We start from the raw sequence: 17,986 nt of genomic DNA, 5'->3' as shown, positions 1-17,986 counted from the left end.
GCCATGAGGCTGTCTCACGTGTAGGACACGCCTAAACCCCGCAATGCGGCCCTTGAGTTTCACATCAAATTTACGATTGATGTGCCGTCACCGCCGAGTAGCTGTTCATCTTGTGGTAGCTGGGAATCTGCTGCGATACCAAGTTCCCCTGGCCTTCAATGTCGTTGCGCGAGTCGCGGTGCAGCTCACAAGCTACCGAGAACCAGTTCATCATTTGTGCGCTGGCCTGAGTCATGCGGCTCCACGCGGCTTGCTGCACGGTGGTATCGAAGGTGGCGGACGCATCAGTCACCACGAACACATCAAAACCTCCCTCCAGTGCCGACAGGGTCGGGAACGCCACACACATATCCGTTACGACACCGGCGATGATTATCTGCTTGCACCCGGTGGCCTTGATCACCTTGACGAAGTCTTCGCTGTCCCAAGCATTGATCGTGTCCAAGCGCAGCGTGGCATAGCTTCGCTCTACCGGATTGAAACCATAGGCACTCAGAAGAGCCTCAAATCGTGTGCTTATTTCAGCTTGCCCGCAAGCTGGCACATAGATTGCCAATGTCGCCTGACCCACAACCTCAGTGCCAATCTCGCCTTTAAATGGTGTCGGATGCATGGGCAGAAAAACCTGCCACTGAAAACTGTCTCTGTTCCGCTCAAGGTTTAGGAGTCGACAATTGAGACCCAACCTCTCCCAGCCACGACTCGAATCGAAGTGCTTCATTCAAAAGGCGCAGTCGTGGTGACCTGGGCAGCAGAAGTGCACCGACAGGTTCTCCTTTCCTGCGAGAATCAACTCCGCGATGATTGCGATGGGATCTGGTGCAGTTGCCGAAGTACTTTATCTGGAGTGGGGACGTAGCCTGAGTAGGTGACTTGCCGGAAGGCTATCGAACCGGCAAGTTACCCGAATTCGAGGAATACCAGCCTATCGCTATCCAACTTAGTCAGCGGTCAAGAGGCTTCTTGCGATGGAAATCAGGCGCCATGCTCAGGAGCACTCCATCTCGATCAATCCAGTGATGCTTCAAGGCCATCGCCACATGGCCCAAGACAAGCACAGCGGAACTCCAAGCAAAAATGACATGCACCCATTTTGCTAAGTCGTAAGCGTCCGGCTGAGGCGCTACCAGCGCCGGCAATTTAAACAGCCCCAACACCATGATCGGCTTGTCAGCGACCGAACTCCACACCCATCCTGAAATTGGCAGCGCTATCAGTGCAAGCGCATACAGGATGAAATGACCAGCATGCGCCAGGCGCCTCATGGGAGGAGAAATGTTCTCCGGCATGGCAGGCGGTTGATGAGTAGCTCGCCATGCCACCCTGATCACTAGGAGGAACAGAAGGGCACTGGCAAACGCCTTGTGCCAAAAAGTCAGCCCATGGGAAGGATTCAGCTCTTCTCGGAAGTACACTGCCAAGGCACCTACGATCCACACTCCAATCCAAATGCTGCCCATCGACCAGTGCAACAGTTTTGCGGTACTTGTGTAGGAAGGGCTACGTCTAGACATGTTTGCCGTCCATTAAGAAATGATCTTAAGGATGTCATAAGTTTTCGCGCGCAAAAAATATAGCTTGGTTTACTGTTAGTAGACTCCAAGTCTACACCTATATACATCGCCCCTCCCTTGAAGATAGACCAAGGAAAAGCGACTCGCGCACGGTGCATCATCTTGTAGCGCAGAACTTGGCCCTTCTCTGACACGCACGCCTCAAGCTTTTGAATGTCTGTCCAAAGTCGGATCGTAGTCAAAAGCTCTAAGCCTATTGGTGATTTTTATTCTACTCAGAGTAAACCAGGCAATTATGGAACCGCTATATCGGATTAATCTCGGATTAGAGGTATTCGATAGGAGGTATTGCGATGATAAGGGTTAGAAATTTAGGCATGGCTTTGGCAACAGTATTTTTGTTGTCAGGCTGCTTCGGGGATACTGAAACGCACCAAGCAAATGAGGGAAAGCCTGATACGGGAGCATCAGTGCATATGAAGCAGGAAAAGCGGTGAGTCAGACGCTACGATGAGCTTCATATCCAACGAGTGACGATCTCGAAACTTGAGAGGCAGCGCTTTTAGCGCTACCTCTCAAGCCTTTCTAGCGCTGCCAGCTAGGAGGCATCAACATTTAAGCGGTCTGGAGTGAGGCGGATTCGCTGTGCTTACGATCAAGCGCGCCAGACGCCAGCGCGAGCAAAAGCGCAATCACCGAGAGCAGAGCGCCTGCCCAGTTGGGGGATGCCAGGCCAAGACCAGCAGCAATTACGAGGCCACCGATCCAAGCGCCAATAGCGTTGCCGAGATTGAACAGGCCGATGTTTACCGCAGATGCCAGCGTTGGAGCTCCTGCCACTCGCGCCTTGTCCATTACAAGTTTCTGGATAGGGGAGACGGTCGCGAAGCCGAATCCAGCCATGAGCAGGATACAGGCCACCGACATGATCTGGCTGTGCGCGGTCACGCTGAAGATCAGCAAGACGATTGCCTGGCCACCCAGCGTCAGATAGAGCAGCGGCATCAGAGCCCTGTCAGCGTAACGGCCACCCAGGATATTGCCGAGGAACAGGCCGAGACCGAAGACGACCATTAGCCATGTCACGCTAGCAGGATTGAATCTGGCGATGTCGACCATCATCGGCGCGATATAGGTAATCGAGGTGAAGAAGGCCGCTGGGCCGAAGACAGTGATACCCATCGCTAGCAACACACGGGTGTTCGCAAACGCTGCGAATTCTTTCCTGATTTGAGGGCGCTCGTGGTTCGGGATCTTGGGTACCAACATCATGACGCCAACGAACCCCAGCACACCCACCGCAGTAATTGCGTAGAAAGTGTCACGCCAGCTCATTACTTGGCTTAGCCACGTACCTACCGGGACGCCTAACAGGTTGGCTACAGTCAGGCCTGAAAACATGAAGGAGATGGCCTGAACACGCTTGTTTGGCGCAACTAGGTCGGCGGCGAGGATTGCACCAATGCCGAAGAATGCGCCGTGCGTCAAAGAGGTCACAAGGCGACCCAGCAGAGCGATATTGAAATCACTTGCGGTTGCTGTGACGAAGTTGCCAATGATAAACAGGCTCATCAAAAGCATGAGCATGCCTTTGCGAGGAATTCGGGTGCCCAAGATGATCAAGAGCGGCGCGCCGACAAACACGCCCAATGCGTATACGGTGGCCAAGTTACCGGCTTGGGTGATGGAAATATTGAGTCTGCGGCCACTTGGGGCAGAAGCCCTGCAATGACGAATTCAGTCGTTCCGATGCCGAATGCACTGAGGGCCAGCGCCCATAAAGCTAAAGGCATGGTTTTCATCCTTTGTGTTGAGTTGGAGTGGCGCGCCTCAAGGCGAGCCTGATGGGGAGGAGGGCGATGGGATGCTCGCCACTTCTTGTTGCGGCGATACTTCGCCGGGGATGGATCTTGCAGGATGTAACTTTGCCAATATCGTCTGTGCAGATAAAGGCACGGTTAGTAGTAACTGAGTTGAGTATTTTTCTACTCTAAATTGCTGTTTTTGAATATGGCAATAGACAAGCGCGCGACTACCTACGAGCGGCTAGGCGCCGCTCGAAGTTTTTCTCAATCGACCTCATCAGCAAGCGCTTGAGCGGCGATTTCGTAGGATTTACGGCGAGCTGCTGGCTCAAAGATCCGAGCATCGATCATGAGTTCATCAGCCCCTGTGAACTCTATGAATTCCATCATTGTCGAGCGCACGTCTTCGCGCGTGCCGATTGCAGTGAAAGCAAGTTCACGCTCCAAGCTTGCGCGAAGATTTGGAGGAATAGCCTGCATGTAGCCCTCAACGGGTTCCGGTAGTAGCGTGATATTTCCAGTGTGAACGCCTGCAACCCATTTTCGATGCGAGCTTGCGATGAATTCCGCTTCCGCGCGCGTTTCGGCTGCGAAAACGTTGATCCCAGCCATCACGTACGGCTTGTCCAAGTGGTGGGATGGTCTGAACTGTGAGCGATAAACCTGCAGAGCTTCCTTGATCATCCTGGGAGCGAAGTGGGAGGCGAACGCATACGGCAATCCCAAGTGAGCGGCTAAACCTGCTCCATAAGTACTGGAACCAAGAATCCAAACAGGGATGTCCTGCCCCGCGCCAGGAACAGCGCGCACAGGCTGGCGACCGTTGTCTTCGAAGTAGTCGAGGATCTCGACGACGTCCGATGGGAATTGATCTGCGCTGGTTTCAGCGGAGCGGCGCAACGCTCGCATTGTCATGCTGTCTGCGCCTGGAGCCCTACCAAGCCCGAGATCAATGCGACCAGGATAAAGCGTTTCCAAGGTACCAAACTGTTCAGCCACTGTGAGCGGCGAGTGGTTCGGCAGCATGATTCCCCCGGAGCCAATGCGGATCGAGGTGGTGTTTGCTGCGAGATGGCTCATCAACAGTGTGGTTGCCGAGGAGCCAATGCCAGGCATGTTGTGGTGTTCGGCGAGCCAGTAACGTCGGTATCCGCATGCCTCTGCATGCTGAGCAAGCTTTACTGAATTCTCATAGGTTTGAGCCAGAGTACTGCCGGCGTTGATGGGAATGAGGTCGAGGATGGACAGTGCAGTCATGGGGTCACGCTCCTAGGAAACATAGAACCCAGTGTGTCAGTTGAAAGAATGTTTATAAACGCCGCGCTACTCGCTACAGAGTTGAGTAAAACGCTACATGGCTTCGGAGAGAGGAGTAAATCCCTACCCTCAATGCCAAAGCAGCTCGGGGTGGCCTTAGTAGGCCCCTTCTAATGGCGGTGTACGCAATGACCAATTGCCACGGTCAGGAATGTCTTACTGATAGTGAACGATCGCTTGTACAAGCTGCATGGTTATCCGCAGCGCTTTTCCTGAAATGTGATCAGGTGCAGCGGGCGGCACTACCACGTCGCCATCAAAGGCGATAAACGCTTGGATGGGGTACTCAAAATTGAGCTCAGATCCACAATTTTTTTTTGGGGGGGGCCACTGCGAGGATGTGACGAGCAAGTCGGCACATCCTCAGCGCATGCTAGACCTAGCCCCGTGAAACCATTTTGCTCAGTGCAACCAGTTGATTGGCAATGAAGTCTCGGGTCGGGGCGTCGCTGATCTGGTCATTGACCTGATCAATCTTGCTGGGAAGTTGACCGACCATGACCTCGGGCTTGTTGAGTACCAAGGCATCGAAAAACACCAATATCTGTCGCAGGTGATATTGCGCACGGGCCCCACCGATCTGGCCAGGTGATCCTGTTTGAATCGCAACGGGCTTCCCGGCAAATGGAGTGTCGGGTAAGCGTGAGATCCAGTCCAAAGCATTCTTCAGTACGCCAGGCACTGAGTAGTTGTACTCAGGTGTGACAATGATGACGGCATCGGCTTGTTTGATGGCCTTGCCCATCTTCACTACTGACTCCGGAAAACCTTCGGCCTGAACATCCGCATCATAATGCGGGATGTCCCCCACAGATCCCAGAAACTCGATCGAAACGCCTTCAGGCGCCAAGGGCGGTAGCGAGCGTGCCAGCGTGGCATGAAACGAGGCTTTTCTCAGGCTACCGAGGAGTATGACAAACCGCAGTGGTTGCATCTTGAAGTCCTTATAAGTGGAGATGAAGAAAGAATCAGCCGGCTTGTTCGCCGAATGGGTGTGGCATGACTGAGCGGTAGCCGATCACGAAAGTCAGGGCACCCAACACCGCACACGCAAGCATCACCCCCGCCATGGCATGAGATGTTTGGCCGTCATAAAACACACCGGCCAACAGGCTTGCGCAGGCCCCTCCAAGCATTTGAGTTGCACGTAGCAGCGCTGCACCCGCCCCGGCAGTTGTAGATAGATCTTCAAGCGCCGAGTGAGTGGCGTTTGGCATGACAATGCCGGTACACAGGTTGCTCAAGACCACCAGCGCCGTAAGGATGTAAAGCGGGTAAATGGCCAGTTGGGACTCGACCACCAATCCCAGGCTGATCAGCAAGCTAGCGAGCAATGCGCCGCCAAGCACGCGGTGCTCTGCAAAGCCCGCGTGTATCAACTTCCCATTTATCCAAGAGCCTGAGATTGTGCCCATGGCTGTCAGAGCGAATAGCACAGCAAAGCCAGCGCTGGTCAGGCCCAAGTTGTTCATAAACACCAGGGGCGAGGCTGCGATATAGGCAAACATACCTGCGAAGTTGAAAGCCATGATCAAGGTCGAAACCAAGAATCTTTTGCTCTTCAGAACGCTCAGGTAGGAAGTGAGGAGCGAAGCGGCGGCATGGGAGCTTTTGCGCGTAGCGGTTTCATCAAAACTCGTTTGGGCACGGCACCAGAGAATCACGCCGCATACGGCCAGCGCGGCATAGATCCACCGCCAGTTAGCCACCACCAGAATCGCTGAGCCGAGCAGTGGTGCTATCAGCGGCGCAAGGTTATTGACCAGTGCCAAATGGCTCTGCAGCTTGCGGGCTTGAACACCCTCAAAACGGTCTCTGACAATGGCAATGGGAAGTGTTGCAGCCGCTCCGGCTGCGCATCCTTGTAGGAAGCGCGCACTGAGCAACAGGGTGATGTCCTGAGCAAAGGTGCAGGCAATGCCTGCGATGGTGAACACCACCAAGCCGGCGAGAAGAATAGGGCGTCGACCGATCCGGTCAGACAGTGGCCCAAAGAGCAATGGCCCCAGCACGAATCCGAAGATAAACACGCTCAGGGTTTGAGAAGCGGACGCTAGAGATACGCCAAGCGCCTGACTGATGTCGGCAATTGCAGGCAATCCCATATCGATAGAGAGTGGTGGCAGCGCTGTGACGGCACCCAACAACAAAATGTATAGCCACAGAGGGCGTGACACGGACATTAATCAGGACTCATTGGCTTGAAGCTTAGTGGCTAGGGAAGTACGGAAGGACAAATTCGGCGAGCTCTTCCATGACCTCATCTGCCGGCCTTGAGCCATATTTGAGGTTGAACGCCATATGCGAAACGCCGATACGCTCATCCTCTTTCAGGAACTGAATCAGCGCATTTCGGCCCATCCGATAGCCTGAGTGAATCTTCTGAGGCATCTCATTCGGGTTCGCTGCCAAGTCGAAATTCATGCCTTGAAGCATGGGCTTGAATTTACCTGGGCAATACTCAGCAACAAGGGCTTTCCAGTCCTTGGCTGCAGCGCGGAGCGTCTGGTGATCCAGGATGTAGTAGAGCCAACCATCAGCGTGTTCGGCGATCCATGGCAGTGATTGTCGGCTCGTGCCTGTCACCAGCGCCGGTATGCGGTTATGGACTGGTTTGGGCAGAAGATCCGTTTGCCCATCCATGCTGATCAGGCCCTTGGTGCCCATCTTCGGGAACGTTTCTTCTGTCAGTTGCCGCAACGCGTGGAAGGTGTCTTGGAACCTTTGCCCTCGCGTCTCGAAATCAATATCAAAAGCAGGGTACTCGACCGGGCGATCACCGGATGCCACGCCCAGCAGCAGGCGTCCACCGGATAACTGATCGACAGATGCAGCGGCTTTCGCCAGGTGAATCGGATGGCGCAACGGTAGTACCGCACTGGATGTCCCCAGCGCTATGCGTACGGTCTTGGCGGCTAGGTATCCCAGGTAAACGAAGGGGTCGAACACCTGACCGACGTCGCCAAAATTTGGGTCGAGCAACGGAACATCGCGAGCCCAGAGTGCTGCAAAGCCAAGTTGCTCAGCCCGGCAGGCGAGTTCTGCGTGGTTGGCCAGCGTCGGTACTGCGCCCTTATAGGATTCAATTGCCATGATGAAGCCGAGGGTGAGGCGGCCTTGCTGGAAGGCACGCTCGAATCCAGTATGGTGACTCAGATCGACGCCAAAACTCATTGGGCAGCCACCGCAACTCCGTAGGAGTCTTCGAAGAAGCGGTAGCGCGTGATCAGCTCGTTGATGACTTCAAATTCGATCGCGAACTCGCTGATGATGGTTTTGCCAGTACGTATGACTTGGCACTGCAGTGAGCCGAGCGCGACACCGCGTTCGTAATCGGCCATCAACGACTTGATGTTGAATTCTTGGGGCTGCAGATAGGTTCCAAAGTCGCGATAAAATGCAGCCACTGCAACACGTCCTTTGCGCGGGCCAACCCAAGTTGCTATGTGAGAAGCACCAGGAATGCTCCAGTCCACATCTTGGCTAAAGCACTCCGCAATGGCCTCCGGGCTTTGTCCGGACGAGATCTTTGCGAAAAGGGTGCGGATCACTTCGAGGGTTTTTTCAGTGCTCACAGTTTCGCGGCTCCGATTGAGAAAAAAGGGGGCTTTCAGCTCCGCGTGGGGAGCTGAAAGCAGGTGCGACGACTGAGTTATTTGCCGAATTGGCTCATGGTTTTCTCGTAGGCGCTATTTGCCATCTGCTCTAGAGGAAGCATGCGGTGGGTGTCAGACAGCACTTCAAGACCCCATGGGCCGTCGTAGCCAGCAGCCTGAACAGCCTTGATGAATGCCGGGATGTCGAAGGTACCGTCGCCTGGCAGGACGCGTTTGTGAATGGTGTCCATCCACAGTGGTTCGATGGCGTATTTGTGAGCGTCGTTGAGCTCGATCGACTTGATGAAGCGAGCCGGGATCTTGGTGATATCGTTAAAGTCGATGCCACCGCGCTGGAGGTGCCAAATATCGAGCAATAGACCGCCGTTTGGCTGGTTGGCGCCTTCCACGATGGCCAAAGCGGTTTCGATGGTTCGCACGTTGCTGAAAGGCATAATTTCCAGAACGACGTTGGCACCGACCTCTGCAGCCTGTTGGCTCAGCAGGGTGAACTCCTTGACCATCAAGTCGATGTCCGCAGTATCCTCACCGATGCCAGGGCCGATCTTGATGGAGCGAGCGCCCAAAGCTTTGGCTGCTTCGAGTAGCTCCTGGCGAACCTTGTCCGACTGACGGCGACGTTCGCCGGTGTGATACCAGTCAACCAGGAATTCCAACTCGACATGCTTGATACCGTTCTTTTCGAGAATGGCTTTCATGGCGGGATATCCAATCTTGTCGACAGTATCCATCATGCCGTTGTGAACCAAGCCGATGCCTTTAAAGCCCGCGTTGCCCGCAGCTTCCATCCGATCCTCGAACGAGTACGGGCTGACTTCGGTGGGGCCCATCGGATAGATGTCCCCTGCAATAGTCCAATACGCAGCAAGCAGTTCAATATTTTGAGTATTCATTTCTCTGTCCTCTTTAGGATTGGAATCAACGTGAGAACAGACTAAGGTAGAGCTTTGTTGCGATAAACCTCATTATGCTCCTTTCATAGTGGAGTAAAGGTGGACAATGGCACAGGTTGAACAGGCCTTAAGTGGCGTGCTGATCTTCGTGACTGCGGCGCGGGCTGGAAGCTTTACCGTTGCTGCCGACCGGCTTGGCATCACCAAATCAGCGGTGGGGAAAAGCATCGCGAAGCTCGAAGAACGGCTCGGATGCAAACTTTTTCATCGAACGACACGGAGCTCGGGCCTGACCGTAGATGGCGAGGCCTACTTCGCAAGCTGCTCGGCTGCAGTAGATGAAATCCTCGCTGCAGAGGCATCATTGACCAGTCACCAACAAACACCCAGTGGACGCCTGAGGGTTGACCTACCTGCCGCCTATGGCAGGAGCGTTGTGCTGCCGGTGCTACTGGAAATCCTGGATGCGAATCCCGACCTCAAGTTGACGGTTACCTTCACCGATGCAGTCATTGACCTGATTGAAGAGGGGATTGATCTTAGTATCCGCTTTGGGGCATTGAAGGATTCCAGCGGCCTTGTGGCTCGTCGACTTACCGTGCAGAAGCAGATCATATGTGCAGCCCCCAAATATCTCGCGAACCACGGCTGCCCTGAGTCTTTGGAGGAGTTGCAGAACCACCGTTGCATCGTGAATTACCGACGTGGGCAGCGGATGAGTTGGAGCGTTCTGGATGGGGACGGAGAAGTCACACGCATCACTCCAACCGGAACTCATGAGGTGGGAGATGGTGATGCCATCGTTTCCATGACGGTCGCTGGGCAAGGTATTTGCCAGATGCCGAGCTCTTTAGTTAGAGATCATCTTGAGGCGGGACGGCTCGTTCAGGTTCTTGAGAAATACAATCCAGGTGAGGTAGAGATCCATGCGGTATGGCCCCAAACGCGTCACCTGCTACCAAAGGTTCGGCGTGTCGTGGATGAACTCGTGCTGAGGGCTGAGCGTGGAGCGCTGGATTGAATAGCGTCTTGCGGTCACGAATGCGCGCCAGTAGAAAAAAACCGTTGGCGTTTATCGATCGTAGGGAATGTTCCGCTGCCCAGACTGGATCTGGGCAGCGAAAGTAACGTCAGACCAGCGTTACTTCCTGCCCTCGAAGTTCTGACGATTTGAAAAGTGCTTCGAGGATCAGATTGATATTGTGAGCCTGAGTTGCAGGAACTTGCGATGGCAGGCCTTCAATAAGTGATTTAACGAAGGCGGCCGCTTCTCGATCAAAGTAAACCGGATTGCCGATTTCAGCGATCTCCGGTGAATACACAGTTTTTCGCACAGCCCATACTTCGGGGAAACTCGTTTCGTTCCAATGCGTCCAGCCTTGCGAGTGACCAACCTTTCCATCGTGATAGAGCTTGTACGAGGCGGGCATTGGGGTGGAGTGCATAACACCGTGTGTACCGTAGGCCGTCATGTCCCAGCTTTCCGTCCAAGGCATGGGATCCCAAGAGCTAAAGTCGATTGTGACCACTTTGTCGCCGTAATTCAGCATCGCGGCGGCGGCGTCTTCGCGCGCAGAATCACTCATTTGACCTGCAAACTTGGTGATCCTGGCGTTCACGGACTTAGGCATGCCGAAGTGCAGCAAGATCCGGTCAATGGTGTGGCATCCAATAACGTAGAAGGCACCACCCAGATCACCTGGCTGTTTCATGTGGTTGGTATCAGCCTCGTCGTGCGAGCACCCTGCGTGAGCACGCACCTGAAGCACTTTGCCGATCTCACCGCTTTGGAGCACTTGCTGCATTTTTTCCACTGCAGGGGAAAACCTCCAGCAGTAGCCGACTTGGAACAGGTTGCCAGTGCGCTCTACCGCTTCCACGATGCGGAAAGTATCGGTCGAGCGGCGACCTGCAGGTTTCTCACACAGAACGGCTTTGCCTGCTTCTAAAGCCTCGATAGCCCAATCAGCCATGAGATAACTCTTAGGATGCACCAGGACGATATGTACATTGGGGTCGCCGAGAATCTCCTCTTTGCTACGGGCCTGTAGACCCAGCGCATCGACGAACGGGTCGAGCAGTGGGCTATCGTCGTAGGCGCCGAAGAACTCAACGCCTGGGATACGCTGAAAGGCCTTAACTCGCCCCGATGTGTGAGGGTGGGTGATTCCCAAGCATGCCACGCCCAGCTTTGTCTGTTTGTCGATCTTGGTCGGCATAATCCATTCCTTATTCGTCTATTCATCACAGAAGGCCACGCGAACATCACGGGCCGTGCAGGGGCTACCCGGAGCGATGCTCCACAGGTGGGCGCGCCAGGATTGCGCTGCTATTAAATGACTGAGCGGATGCTTCCGCCGTCGACACCCCAAACGCTGGATGTCACAAAGGACGCCAGATCAGACGCCATAAAAACAATGACGTTGGCCACCTCCTCTGGAGTGCCAAGTCGATCTAGAGGAAGCTGGCGTAGCGACATCTCGTGCTCCACTGCAGCTTGAGGCTCCATCCCGTGGACTTTCGCCATGGTTTCAGCGAAGCCGCCCGATTTCGTCCAAAAAGGCGTCCAGATAGGGCCGGGCGCAACGGCATTGACCCGAATGTGCGGGCCTTCACTGCGGGCCAAACCTTTGGTTACGGCGAGCACAGCAGCTTTAGAGGCGGAGTAGTCAAGCGGGCAGGGTTCTGGCTGTCGGGCAAGGTCGGAGGCATTGTTGATGATGACGCCGCTTCGTTGAGCGCGCATCACCGGGAGGATTTTGCGGCAAGCGCGCACGTAGCTCATGAAATTGAGCTGCATCGTTGCTTCCCAGTCTTCATCAGTCAGGTCGTCGAACATCCGCACGGCGCCAGAGCCAACATTGTTGACCAGCACATCAACCTTGCCGCCGTAGATGGCCAAAACGCTATCGATGCCATCGTTCACACCGATCAAACTGCTGAGGTCAGCTTTACTAACAGCAACTGTGGCGCCAAGAGCCTCAGCCTCGTGCTTGAGTTCCGCGAGGGCTCCTTCATCCCAGTCTAATAATGCGAGCTGACTGCCTTCGGCTGCAAACGCCAGCGCTGTGGCGCGACCGATACCTTTCGCTGCGCCGGTGATGAGTACGATTTTTCCGGCAAGGTTAGTTTTCATGTCTGATACCTTCTTTTTTGAGCTGTTAAAGCACGTGGTGCTCGTTTCTTATTGATTCGAAGTTCAGTGTTAGAACAGCGTGTTATTACATGAAGTAGTCAACCTGGTGCCTAGCGGTGCGAACGTTTCCGAGTTCTTCGCGAACTCGCAAATGAGCAGGGTGAGTGGCATAACCCTGCAGCGCCTCCATGGAATCAAACTCCGAATACAGCACCACATCGCAGGCATAGTCGATCTTGCTGAAATCGACGCCGATCTCAAGCTTGAGAAGGCCAGGAATTTCACTGCGGAGGCCTTCGAAAGCACTTTTGAGTTTTTCTATATTGGCTGAGCGCTCATGCTCAGTTTCGCCAAGCAAGTTCCACATGACGATATGTTTGACCGGTCGCATAGTCCTCTCCGAGGTAGGTGTGCGATTACTGCTATGGCCTGCAACTGCAGGCTTGGTAGGCAAGAATGTGGGGGCTAAGCGTTGTGCAGGATGAAGTCAAAATCCAAGGTGTAATACAGCGAGTCAATCGTATTGCCGTAAGGATCAATGCCACTCTCATGGCGAACCCAGTCTGCAATTAATGACGAGCGAACACCGAACACCGCGTCCGAATCCAGATAGTCCCCGCCTTCGCGGAATACGTGGGTGACTAGACGCTGATATCCAGGGGCAGTGATCATGAAATGCAGGTGCGCAGGGCGCCATGGATGCCGATTCAACGCCTCCAGCATCTTTCCAACCGGGCCATCATGGGGAATGGGGTAGCACTCGGGGACGATCGTGCGGAAGTGATAATGCCCATTGGCGTCGGCCTGTATTATTGCCCGTCCGTGGTAGTCCTCCAGACCTGGCTTCTGAACGTCGTATAGGCCGGCGTCGTCGGCTTGCCAAACTTCAATGGTCGCATTTGGGATGGGGGTGCCATCTTTGGCCGTAACGGTGCCCTTCACAAACCAAGGCACTCCTGGCAGCCCACCACTTATGTCTTCGCCCAAGTCGTAACGAGGGGCATTGGCAACATGGAATGGGCCGAATACCGTGGCCTCGGTGCAACCTTCTGGCTTCTTGTGATTCTGAGCAATGACCAACGTCGACAGCCCCAGCGTATCGGATAGGAGGATGAACTCCTGTCGTTTGTCGGTTGTGATATGACCGATCGAGGTCAGAAACTCGATACCCTTTTCCCATTCTTCTTCGGTCAAATTAGTCTCCCGCGCAAATGCGTGGAGATGCTGAACGAGTGAAGTCACGATCTCATGCAGGCGCTGATTCTCCGTCCCGGCATTTCGAGTGAGGACAGCTTGCGTGATCGTCTGCTCATCTAGGTTTCGCATGGAAATGCTTCCTTTTTTATTTGAGTCAGGAGAGTTCTGAGGTGAACTACTCCCTTGGGAACGTTAACTGCTGGCCGGCAGATGCCTGTTCCCGAAACTATGGCAATACGCTAAAGTCCCACGCAGTGGAATAAAATACTAAAAATGGAAATCTTTATTTCATCACTGAAATAATCCGCTGGTTATGACGTTGGGATGCCTGACGATGGACAGATTTACAGAGCTAGAACTCTTTGTGCACACCGCTGAGCTGGGTACGCTGAGCCGTGCGGCGGAGAAAATAGAAATTTCCAACGCTGCTGCCAGTCGTCACCTTGCTGCACTCGAAGAACGACTTGGGGTGCGCCTGGTGGAGCGGAGCACCCGCCGTTTATCCCTAACCAATGCAGGTCACGATTTTTATGCCAAATGCAAAAGCCTGCTCGCTGAGCTTGCAGAAGCAGAAGCGACGGTCAGTGCGGCTCTGATTGAGCCCACGGGCACGCTCACGATAAGTGCAACTATCTCGTTCTCCATGCTCCACATCGCACCACTCGTTCCTGAGTTCCAACGGCGCTACCCTGGTATCAAGATCAAGATCATCGGTGCCAACCGCTACTACGAAATCATCGACAGCGAGATTGATCTAGCCATTCGAACTCGCGAATTCGAAGCGGACTCGAACATTACTATCCGTCGGTTAGCTGAGACCAGGCGGATACTCGCAGCGTCGCCTAAATACCTCCAACGCAAAGGTACACCCAAGACTGTGCAGGATTTGGCTGAGCATGATGTGCTCATCTACAGCCATGCGAACCACCCTAATACCATGGAGTTCACGCGCGGTGGAGAGCATGTGAGTGTCAAGGTACAACCTGCATTAGAGACAAATGATGGACAGATCGTCAGGGCGGCAGCGCTGGCAGGGGCGGGAATACTTGTTCAGCCCAAATACATCATTTATGACGACCTAGTCGCCGGCAGACTGATCCCGGTACTGGATGACTGGGACTTACCAAAACTGACTATTAATCTGGCGTTTCAGGATCGACGCCATATGCCTGCGAAAACCCGTTTATTCATAGACTTCCTGCTAGACCACTTCAAACGCAGTGACTATGAACGGTACTGGACTCGATGAAAAAAAGAGCCCACTCAACTTCCGTCACAGTTGTTGAGTGGGTAAGGCAACAGTCGGGACTTAAACGGGACGTTTCCCTTCATATGCGTCTTGGAGCAATTGACGAATCCCCTCGCGATCGATCGGACGCGGGTTCCAGTAAGGGTTACTGAGAGCAATATCTGTCGCGCGATCAAGATCCGCCTCGGTCAGTCCCAACTCTTTCAGCTTCATGGGTGCGCCGAGTTTTTCCGCTAGATCGAATAACGCGCCACCGGCTGAATCATGCTTCCCACCCAAGGCTCGAATGATGCGCGCCGCTGCGTCCGGAGCAGCGCTGGCGTTGTAAGCGATAGCGTGAGGCAGCACGATAGTGTGTGTCTGGGCGTGAGGTAGGTTGAAGCTGCCACCCAGCGTGTGACAAAGCTTGTGATGCAGAGCCATACCTACATGACCAAGCACAGTGCTGCACAACCAGGCACCGTAAAGGCAGTCGCTGCGGGCCTCTAGATCCTCAGGGGTTTCGCTGATGCGCTCCAGTCCCTCAGCCATCGCACGAATACCTTCTTCTGCAATCAGAGACATCACCGGGTTCCCATCTTGGGAATAGAGACCTTCTGCAGCGTGAGCGATTGCGTTCATGCCGCTCATTATCGACATGCCTAAGGGGAGGGTGGCCGAAAGCTCAGGGTCATAGATCACGGTTTTAGGTAAGACTCGTGGGTCTTTGCCTGTTTTCTTGATGCCGTTTTCCGTCAGTCCATACACCGGTGTCATTTCGGAACCGGCGTAAGTTGTGGGAATCGCCAAGATTGGGAGGCCTGACTCCAAGGCGATTGCCTTACCCAGACCGGTAGTAGAACCGCCGCCGATCGCGATGGCGCAGTCAGCCCCCAGTTCCTTCGCAACTTCTCGCGCTTCACGAGCGGTTTCGATTGGGACATGCATGACTGCTTTATCGAAAATTCCCGCAGCACGGTTACCCAATATGTCGGCGATTCGCTCAGCCTGATCTCGTTGCTCAGGCGTGCACAGCACTAGGGCGCGGCGGGATTCGAGGCGGTCTATCTCAGCCTCAAGCTGTTGAAGAGATCCTTTGCCAAAGATCACGCGAGCAGGCAGGCCGGTGTAGGTAAAGTTTTTCATATTATGGTGTGTTCCTATCGGTGAGAGCTAGTGCGGCAGGCTCTCGGGCAGAGGGAATCAAGTAGCTCCAGCGCAACGCTTACTTAGGGATAGGCGTGGGCTGATAGGCGAGCAGCTTCCACTCGCCGTTACGCTGCTCCCAAACCGCCAAGGCTTTGTTACGAAGTGTTTTCTGCACGCCGCCGGCAGTGATTTCACCGTTCATCTCGCCGAAGACGAGTGCGATATCACCTACGACTTTGATGAACTCGATTGGATGCTCGATATGGTGGTAGACGTAAAAGCCGCCCAGGCATTTGTCCATGTAGCTTTCAAGCGAGTCTACGGCGCCGTTGGAGTGGGAATAAGTCAAATCGGGATGGGCGTACGCTTTAAACGCTGTGAAATTGCCGGCAACGATGGCTTCGTAGCGTTTATCCTCAAGCTCGCGAATCAACTCCTCAACTACGTTTTGGTTTTTCATGCTCGGCCTCTTGGGGTCTGTCACAGGCATGTGAGCGAATTTCGAGCCATGCCCTTTTTCTGTAGCCAGCCAAGGCTGCTCATCGCAGCGTTCGACTAGTCCCAGCCTATAATTACGAAAGGGCTTATAAAACCTCGCGTTTGGAAATCTTTATTTCACTGGTGAAATAATCCTATTCCACCTGATGTTTTTGCCATTAAAGAGTGAAAAACCTTCTCTCAACTCCTTAATAAGCTGGCTGATTGTTCTGAGCCGGTATCTCTTTTCGCGTTTCTTCCATTCTCGGATTCTTCCGCTGGTGAAAAAGAGAATTCACCTTTCGGTATTTTTCTTCCTAAAACGCATGCCTAAGATCGTCCTACAACGGCAACTCATTTCAGTTGCACTAAAACAAGAACGGAGACATAGCCATGTACTTGCTCCTAACCCTTTCCCAAAACCGCACTGCTGCTGCCCAAGCGGTGCTGAGTCTCCTAAACAATCTGCGTTGTTCCGTACTGCTGGGTGACTCCCGCTCAAAAGCATCGGTGCAAGGCCCATCAAAAATTCGCTCTTTTTACCTAGCGAGCAGGTCATCTCCCCGGATTCCAGTAGGGACTGCTTCACCGGGAAGTCATGTTGGAAACGATCACGCCTGAAAGCATCACGCTGACGTCGAAATTGATTTCCGATACCGCTTTTGAAAAGACATTCCAGGTTCCTTGCGCGTTCTGGATTTAGCAGCGCTCGCACGCTTCAACCTTTTGCAACTGCCACTCAGGAGTTACACATGAGTAATCAAAACGTCGAATTGTTGGCCGCGTATTTCACCTTGTCAGGTGATGTCTACCCATTCGGCCCAACTGAAATCAGCCCATTTGCATTCCGGGATCGTGTAGAGGCAGCCGCAGAAGCCGGTTACAAAGGGGTGGGCCTGATCCATGTAGATCTGATGTCGACAGTTGATCGCATCGGTTTTCGCGAGATGCGCCGCATTCTCGAAGGCAACGGTATTAAGCACGTTGAATTCGAGTTTTTGACTGACTGGTACCTTGATGGAGAAGCTCGGCGCGCCTCGGACAAAATGCGGGCTGAGCTCTTCAACGCGGCCCAAGAACTTGGCGCTCGTGCGGTCAAAACCGCCCCAGGCCTGCACCAGGAAGACGCCAATATTCCGCTGATGGTCGAGCACTTCGGCCAGTTGAGTGCTGAAGCGGCAACCTATGGTACGAATATCGTCTTGGAGATCATGCCGTTCAGTAACGTGCGCACGATTGATACCGCGTTGGCTCTGGTTCAAGGCGCGAATCACGACCACGGCAAGCTGCTACTCGACATTTGGCACTTAGCACGCGGCGGCGTCGACTTTAGCGAAATTGCTCGTATTCCAAGCAAATTCATCGGTTCGGTAGAGCTCGACGATGCTGACAAGTACGCCGTTGAGCCGCTATGGCAGGACACTATCCACAAGCGCCGCTTACCAGGCGAAGGCGTGCTGGATGTCCCTGGCTTTATCAAAGCCATTCAGGCTACTGGCTACGAAGGCCCTTGGGGTGTGGAAGTCCTTTCTGAAGTAGTGCGCAAGCTGCCATTGCAAGAGATGGCTCAGCGCACCTTCGATACTTCGATCGCGCAATTCCAATAAATCACAAGATTGCCTTGGGTGGGAGCTGAGCTTCCACCATCCCTAA

Annotated in this window: 17 protein-coding genes and 1 pseudogene; 3 read left to right on the top strand and 15 right to left on the bottom strand. The window is 53.9% G+C overall.

Going from position 1 to position 17,986, the window contains the following annotated elements; all coding sequences use genetic code 11:
* Positions 1-70 precede the first annotated feature (70 nt).
* From AC3IUF_RS14735 to AC3IUF_RS14695, 9 genes and pseudogenes are all read right to left on the bottom strand, one after another.
* A pseudogene (locus AC3IUF_RS14735) lies at positions 71-436 on the bottom strand (isochorismatase family protein); the annotation flags it as partial.
* Between the two features lie 508 nt (positions 437-944).
* Positions 945-1,514 (bottom strand): cytochrome b, encoded by a 570-nt coding sequence (locus AC3IUF_RS14730; protein ID WP_095124637.1) that lies wholly within the window; start codon positions 1,512-1,514, stop codon positions 945-947.
* A gap of 615 nt (positions 1,515-2,129) precedes the next feature.
* Positions 2,130-3,206, bottom strand: a complete 1,077-nt coding sequence (locus AC3IUF_RS14725; RefSeq protein ID WP_489281649.1) for an MFS transporter — start codon at positions 3,204-3,206, stop codon at positions 2,130-2,132.
* A 377-nt stretch (positions 3,207-3,583) separates the two neighbouring features.
* Complete coding sequence (locus AC3IUF_RS14720; RefSeq protein ID WP_095124639.1) at positions 3,584-4,576, bottom strand: LLM class flavin-dependent oxidoreductase; 993 nt, start codon at positions 4,574-4,576, stop codon at positions 3,584-3,586.
* Between the two features lie 439 nt (positions 4,577-5,015).
* A complete protein-coding gene (locus AC3IUF_RS14715; protein ID WP_489281504.1) occupies positions 5,016-5,570 on the bottom strand; it encodes an NADPH-dependent FMN reductase in 555 nt (184 codons plus the stop codon).
* Between the two features lie 34 nt (positions 5,571-5,604).
* A complete protein-coding gene (locus AC3IUF_RS14710; RefSeq protein ID WP_489281503.1) occupies positions 5,605-6,819 on the bottom strand; it encodes a multidrug effflux MFS transporter in 1,215 nt (404 codons plus the stop codon).
* A gap of 25 nt (positions 6,820-6,844) precedes the next feature.
* The gene (locus AC3IUF_RS14705) at positions 6,845-7,810 is read right to left on the bottom strand and encodes an LLM class oxidoreductase (RefSeq protein WP_489281501.1); all 966 of its coding nucleotides are present in this window, start codon (positions 7,808-7,810) and stop codon (positions 6,845-6,847) included.
* Positions 7,807-8,211 carry a nuclear transport factor 2 family protein gene (locus AC3IUF_RS14700; protein ID WP_489281499.1) on the bottom strand — a complete coding sequence of 135 codons (405 nt, stop codon included), beginning with the start codon at positions 8,209-8,211 and terminating at the stop codon, positions 7,807-7,809. The genes AC3IUF_RS14705 and AC3IUF_RS14700 overlap by 4 nt, the downstream gene beginning before the upstream one ends.
* A 77-nt stretch (positions 8,212-8,288) precedes the next feature.
* Positions 8,289-9,146, bottom strand: a complete 858-nt coding sequence (locus AC3IUF_RS14695) for a sugar phosphate isomerase/epimerase family protein (RefSeq protein WP_489281497.1) — start codon at positions 9,144-9,146, stop codon at positions 8,289-8,291.
* Positions 9,147-9,252: 106 nt separating this feature from the next.
* On the opposite strand from AC3IUF_RS14695, the gene AC3IUF_RS14690 reads away from it, so the two are divergent.
* The gene (locus AC3IUF_RS14690; protein WP_489281495.1) at positions 9,253-10,167 is read left to right on the top strand and encodes a LysR family transcriptional regulator; all 915 of its coding nucleotides are present in this window, start codon (positions 9,253-9,255) and stop codon (positions 10,165-10,167) included.
* Positions 10,168-10,276: 109 nt separating this feature from the next.
* On the opposite strand, the gene AC3IUF_RS14685 is transcribed toward AC3IUF_RS14690, so the two are convergent.
* The 4 genes from AC3IUF_RS14685 to AC3IUF_RS14670 form a co-directional block, all read right to left on the bottom strand.
* The gene (locus tag AC3IUF_RS14685) at positions 10,277-11,365 is read right to left on the bottom strand and encodes a Gfo/Idh/MocA family protein (RefSeq protein WP_489281493.1); all 1,089 of its coding nucleotides are present in this window, start codon (positions 11,363-11,365) and stop codon (positions 10,277-10,279) included.
* 113 nt (positions 11,366-11,478) lie between these two features.
* Positions 11,479-12,282: an SDR family NAD(P)-dependent oxidoreductase gene (locus tag AC3IUF_RS14680; protein ID WP_095124647.1), complete on the bottom strand. Its 804-nt coding sequence runs from the start codon at positions 12,280-12,282 to the stop codon at positions 11,479-11,481.
* A gap of 85 nt (positions 12,283-12,367) precedes the next feature.
* Positions 12,368-12,673 (bottom strand): Dabb family protein, encoded by a 306-nt coding sequence (locus AC3IUF_RS14675; RefSeq protein ID WP_489281491.1) that lies wholly within the window; start codon positions 12,671-12,673, stop codon positions 12,368-12,370.
* 74 nt (positions 12,674-12,747) lie between these two features.
* Positions 12,748-13,608, bottom strand: a complete 861-nt coding sequence (locus AC3IUF_RS14670; RefSeq protein WP_489281490.1) for an intradiol ring-cleavage dioxygenase — start codon at positions 13,606-13,608, stop codon at positions 12,748-12,750.
* Positions 13,609-13,813: 205 nt separating this feature from the next.
* Here AC3IUF_RS14670 and AC3IUF_RS14665 point away from each other — a divergent pair, with 205 nt between their 5' ends.
* Complete coding sequence (locus tag AC3IUF_RS14665) at positions 13,814-14,728, top strand: LysR family transcriptional regulator (RefSeq protein ID WP_095124712.1); 915 nt, start codon at positions 13,814-13,816, stop codon at positions 14,726-14,728.
* A 60-nt stretch (positions 14,729-14,788) separates the two neighbouring features.
* Here AC3IUF_RS14665 and AC3IUF_RS14660 read toward each other — a convergent pair whose 3' ends face one another.
* Together AC3IUF_RS14660 and AC3IUF_RS14655 are read right to left on the bottom strand one after the other, a co-directional pair.
* The gene (locus AC3IUF_RS14660) at positions 14,789-15,853 is read right to left on the bottom strand and encodes a maleylacetate reductase (RefSeq protein ID WP_489281488.1); all 1,065 of its coding nucleotides are present in this window, start codon (positions 15,851-15,853) and stop codon (positions 14,789-14,791) included.
* Positions 15,854-15,932: 79 nt separating this feature from the next.
* Positions 15,933-16,316, bottom strand: a complete 384-nt coding sequence (locus AC3IUF_RS14655; RefSeq protein WP_095124651.1) for a nuclear transport factor 2 family protein — start codon at positions 16,314-16,316, stop codon at positions 15,933-15,935.
* Positions 16,317-17,085: 769 nt separating this feature from the next.
* Between AC3IUF_RS14655 and AC3IUF_RS14650 the strand changes: the two genes are divergently transcribed.
* Complete coding sequence (locus AC3IUF_RS14650) at positions 17,086-17,940, top strand: sugar phosphate isomerase/epimerase family protein (RefSeq protein WP_095124652.1); 855 nt, start codon at positions 17,086-17,088, stop codon at positions 17,938-17,940.
* The last annotated feature ends 46 nt before the right edge of the window (positions 17,941-17,986 follow it).

The sequence above is a fragment of the Pseudomonas sp. KH_040 genome (genome assembly GCF_057839305.1).
Note: the sequence above shows the minus strand (reverse complement) of the source record. Positions and strands in the feature narration are given on the sequence as shown.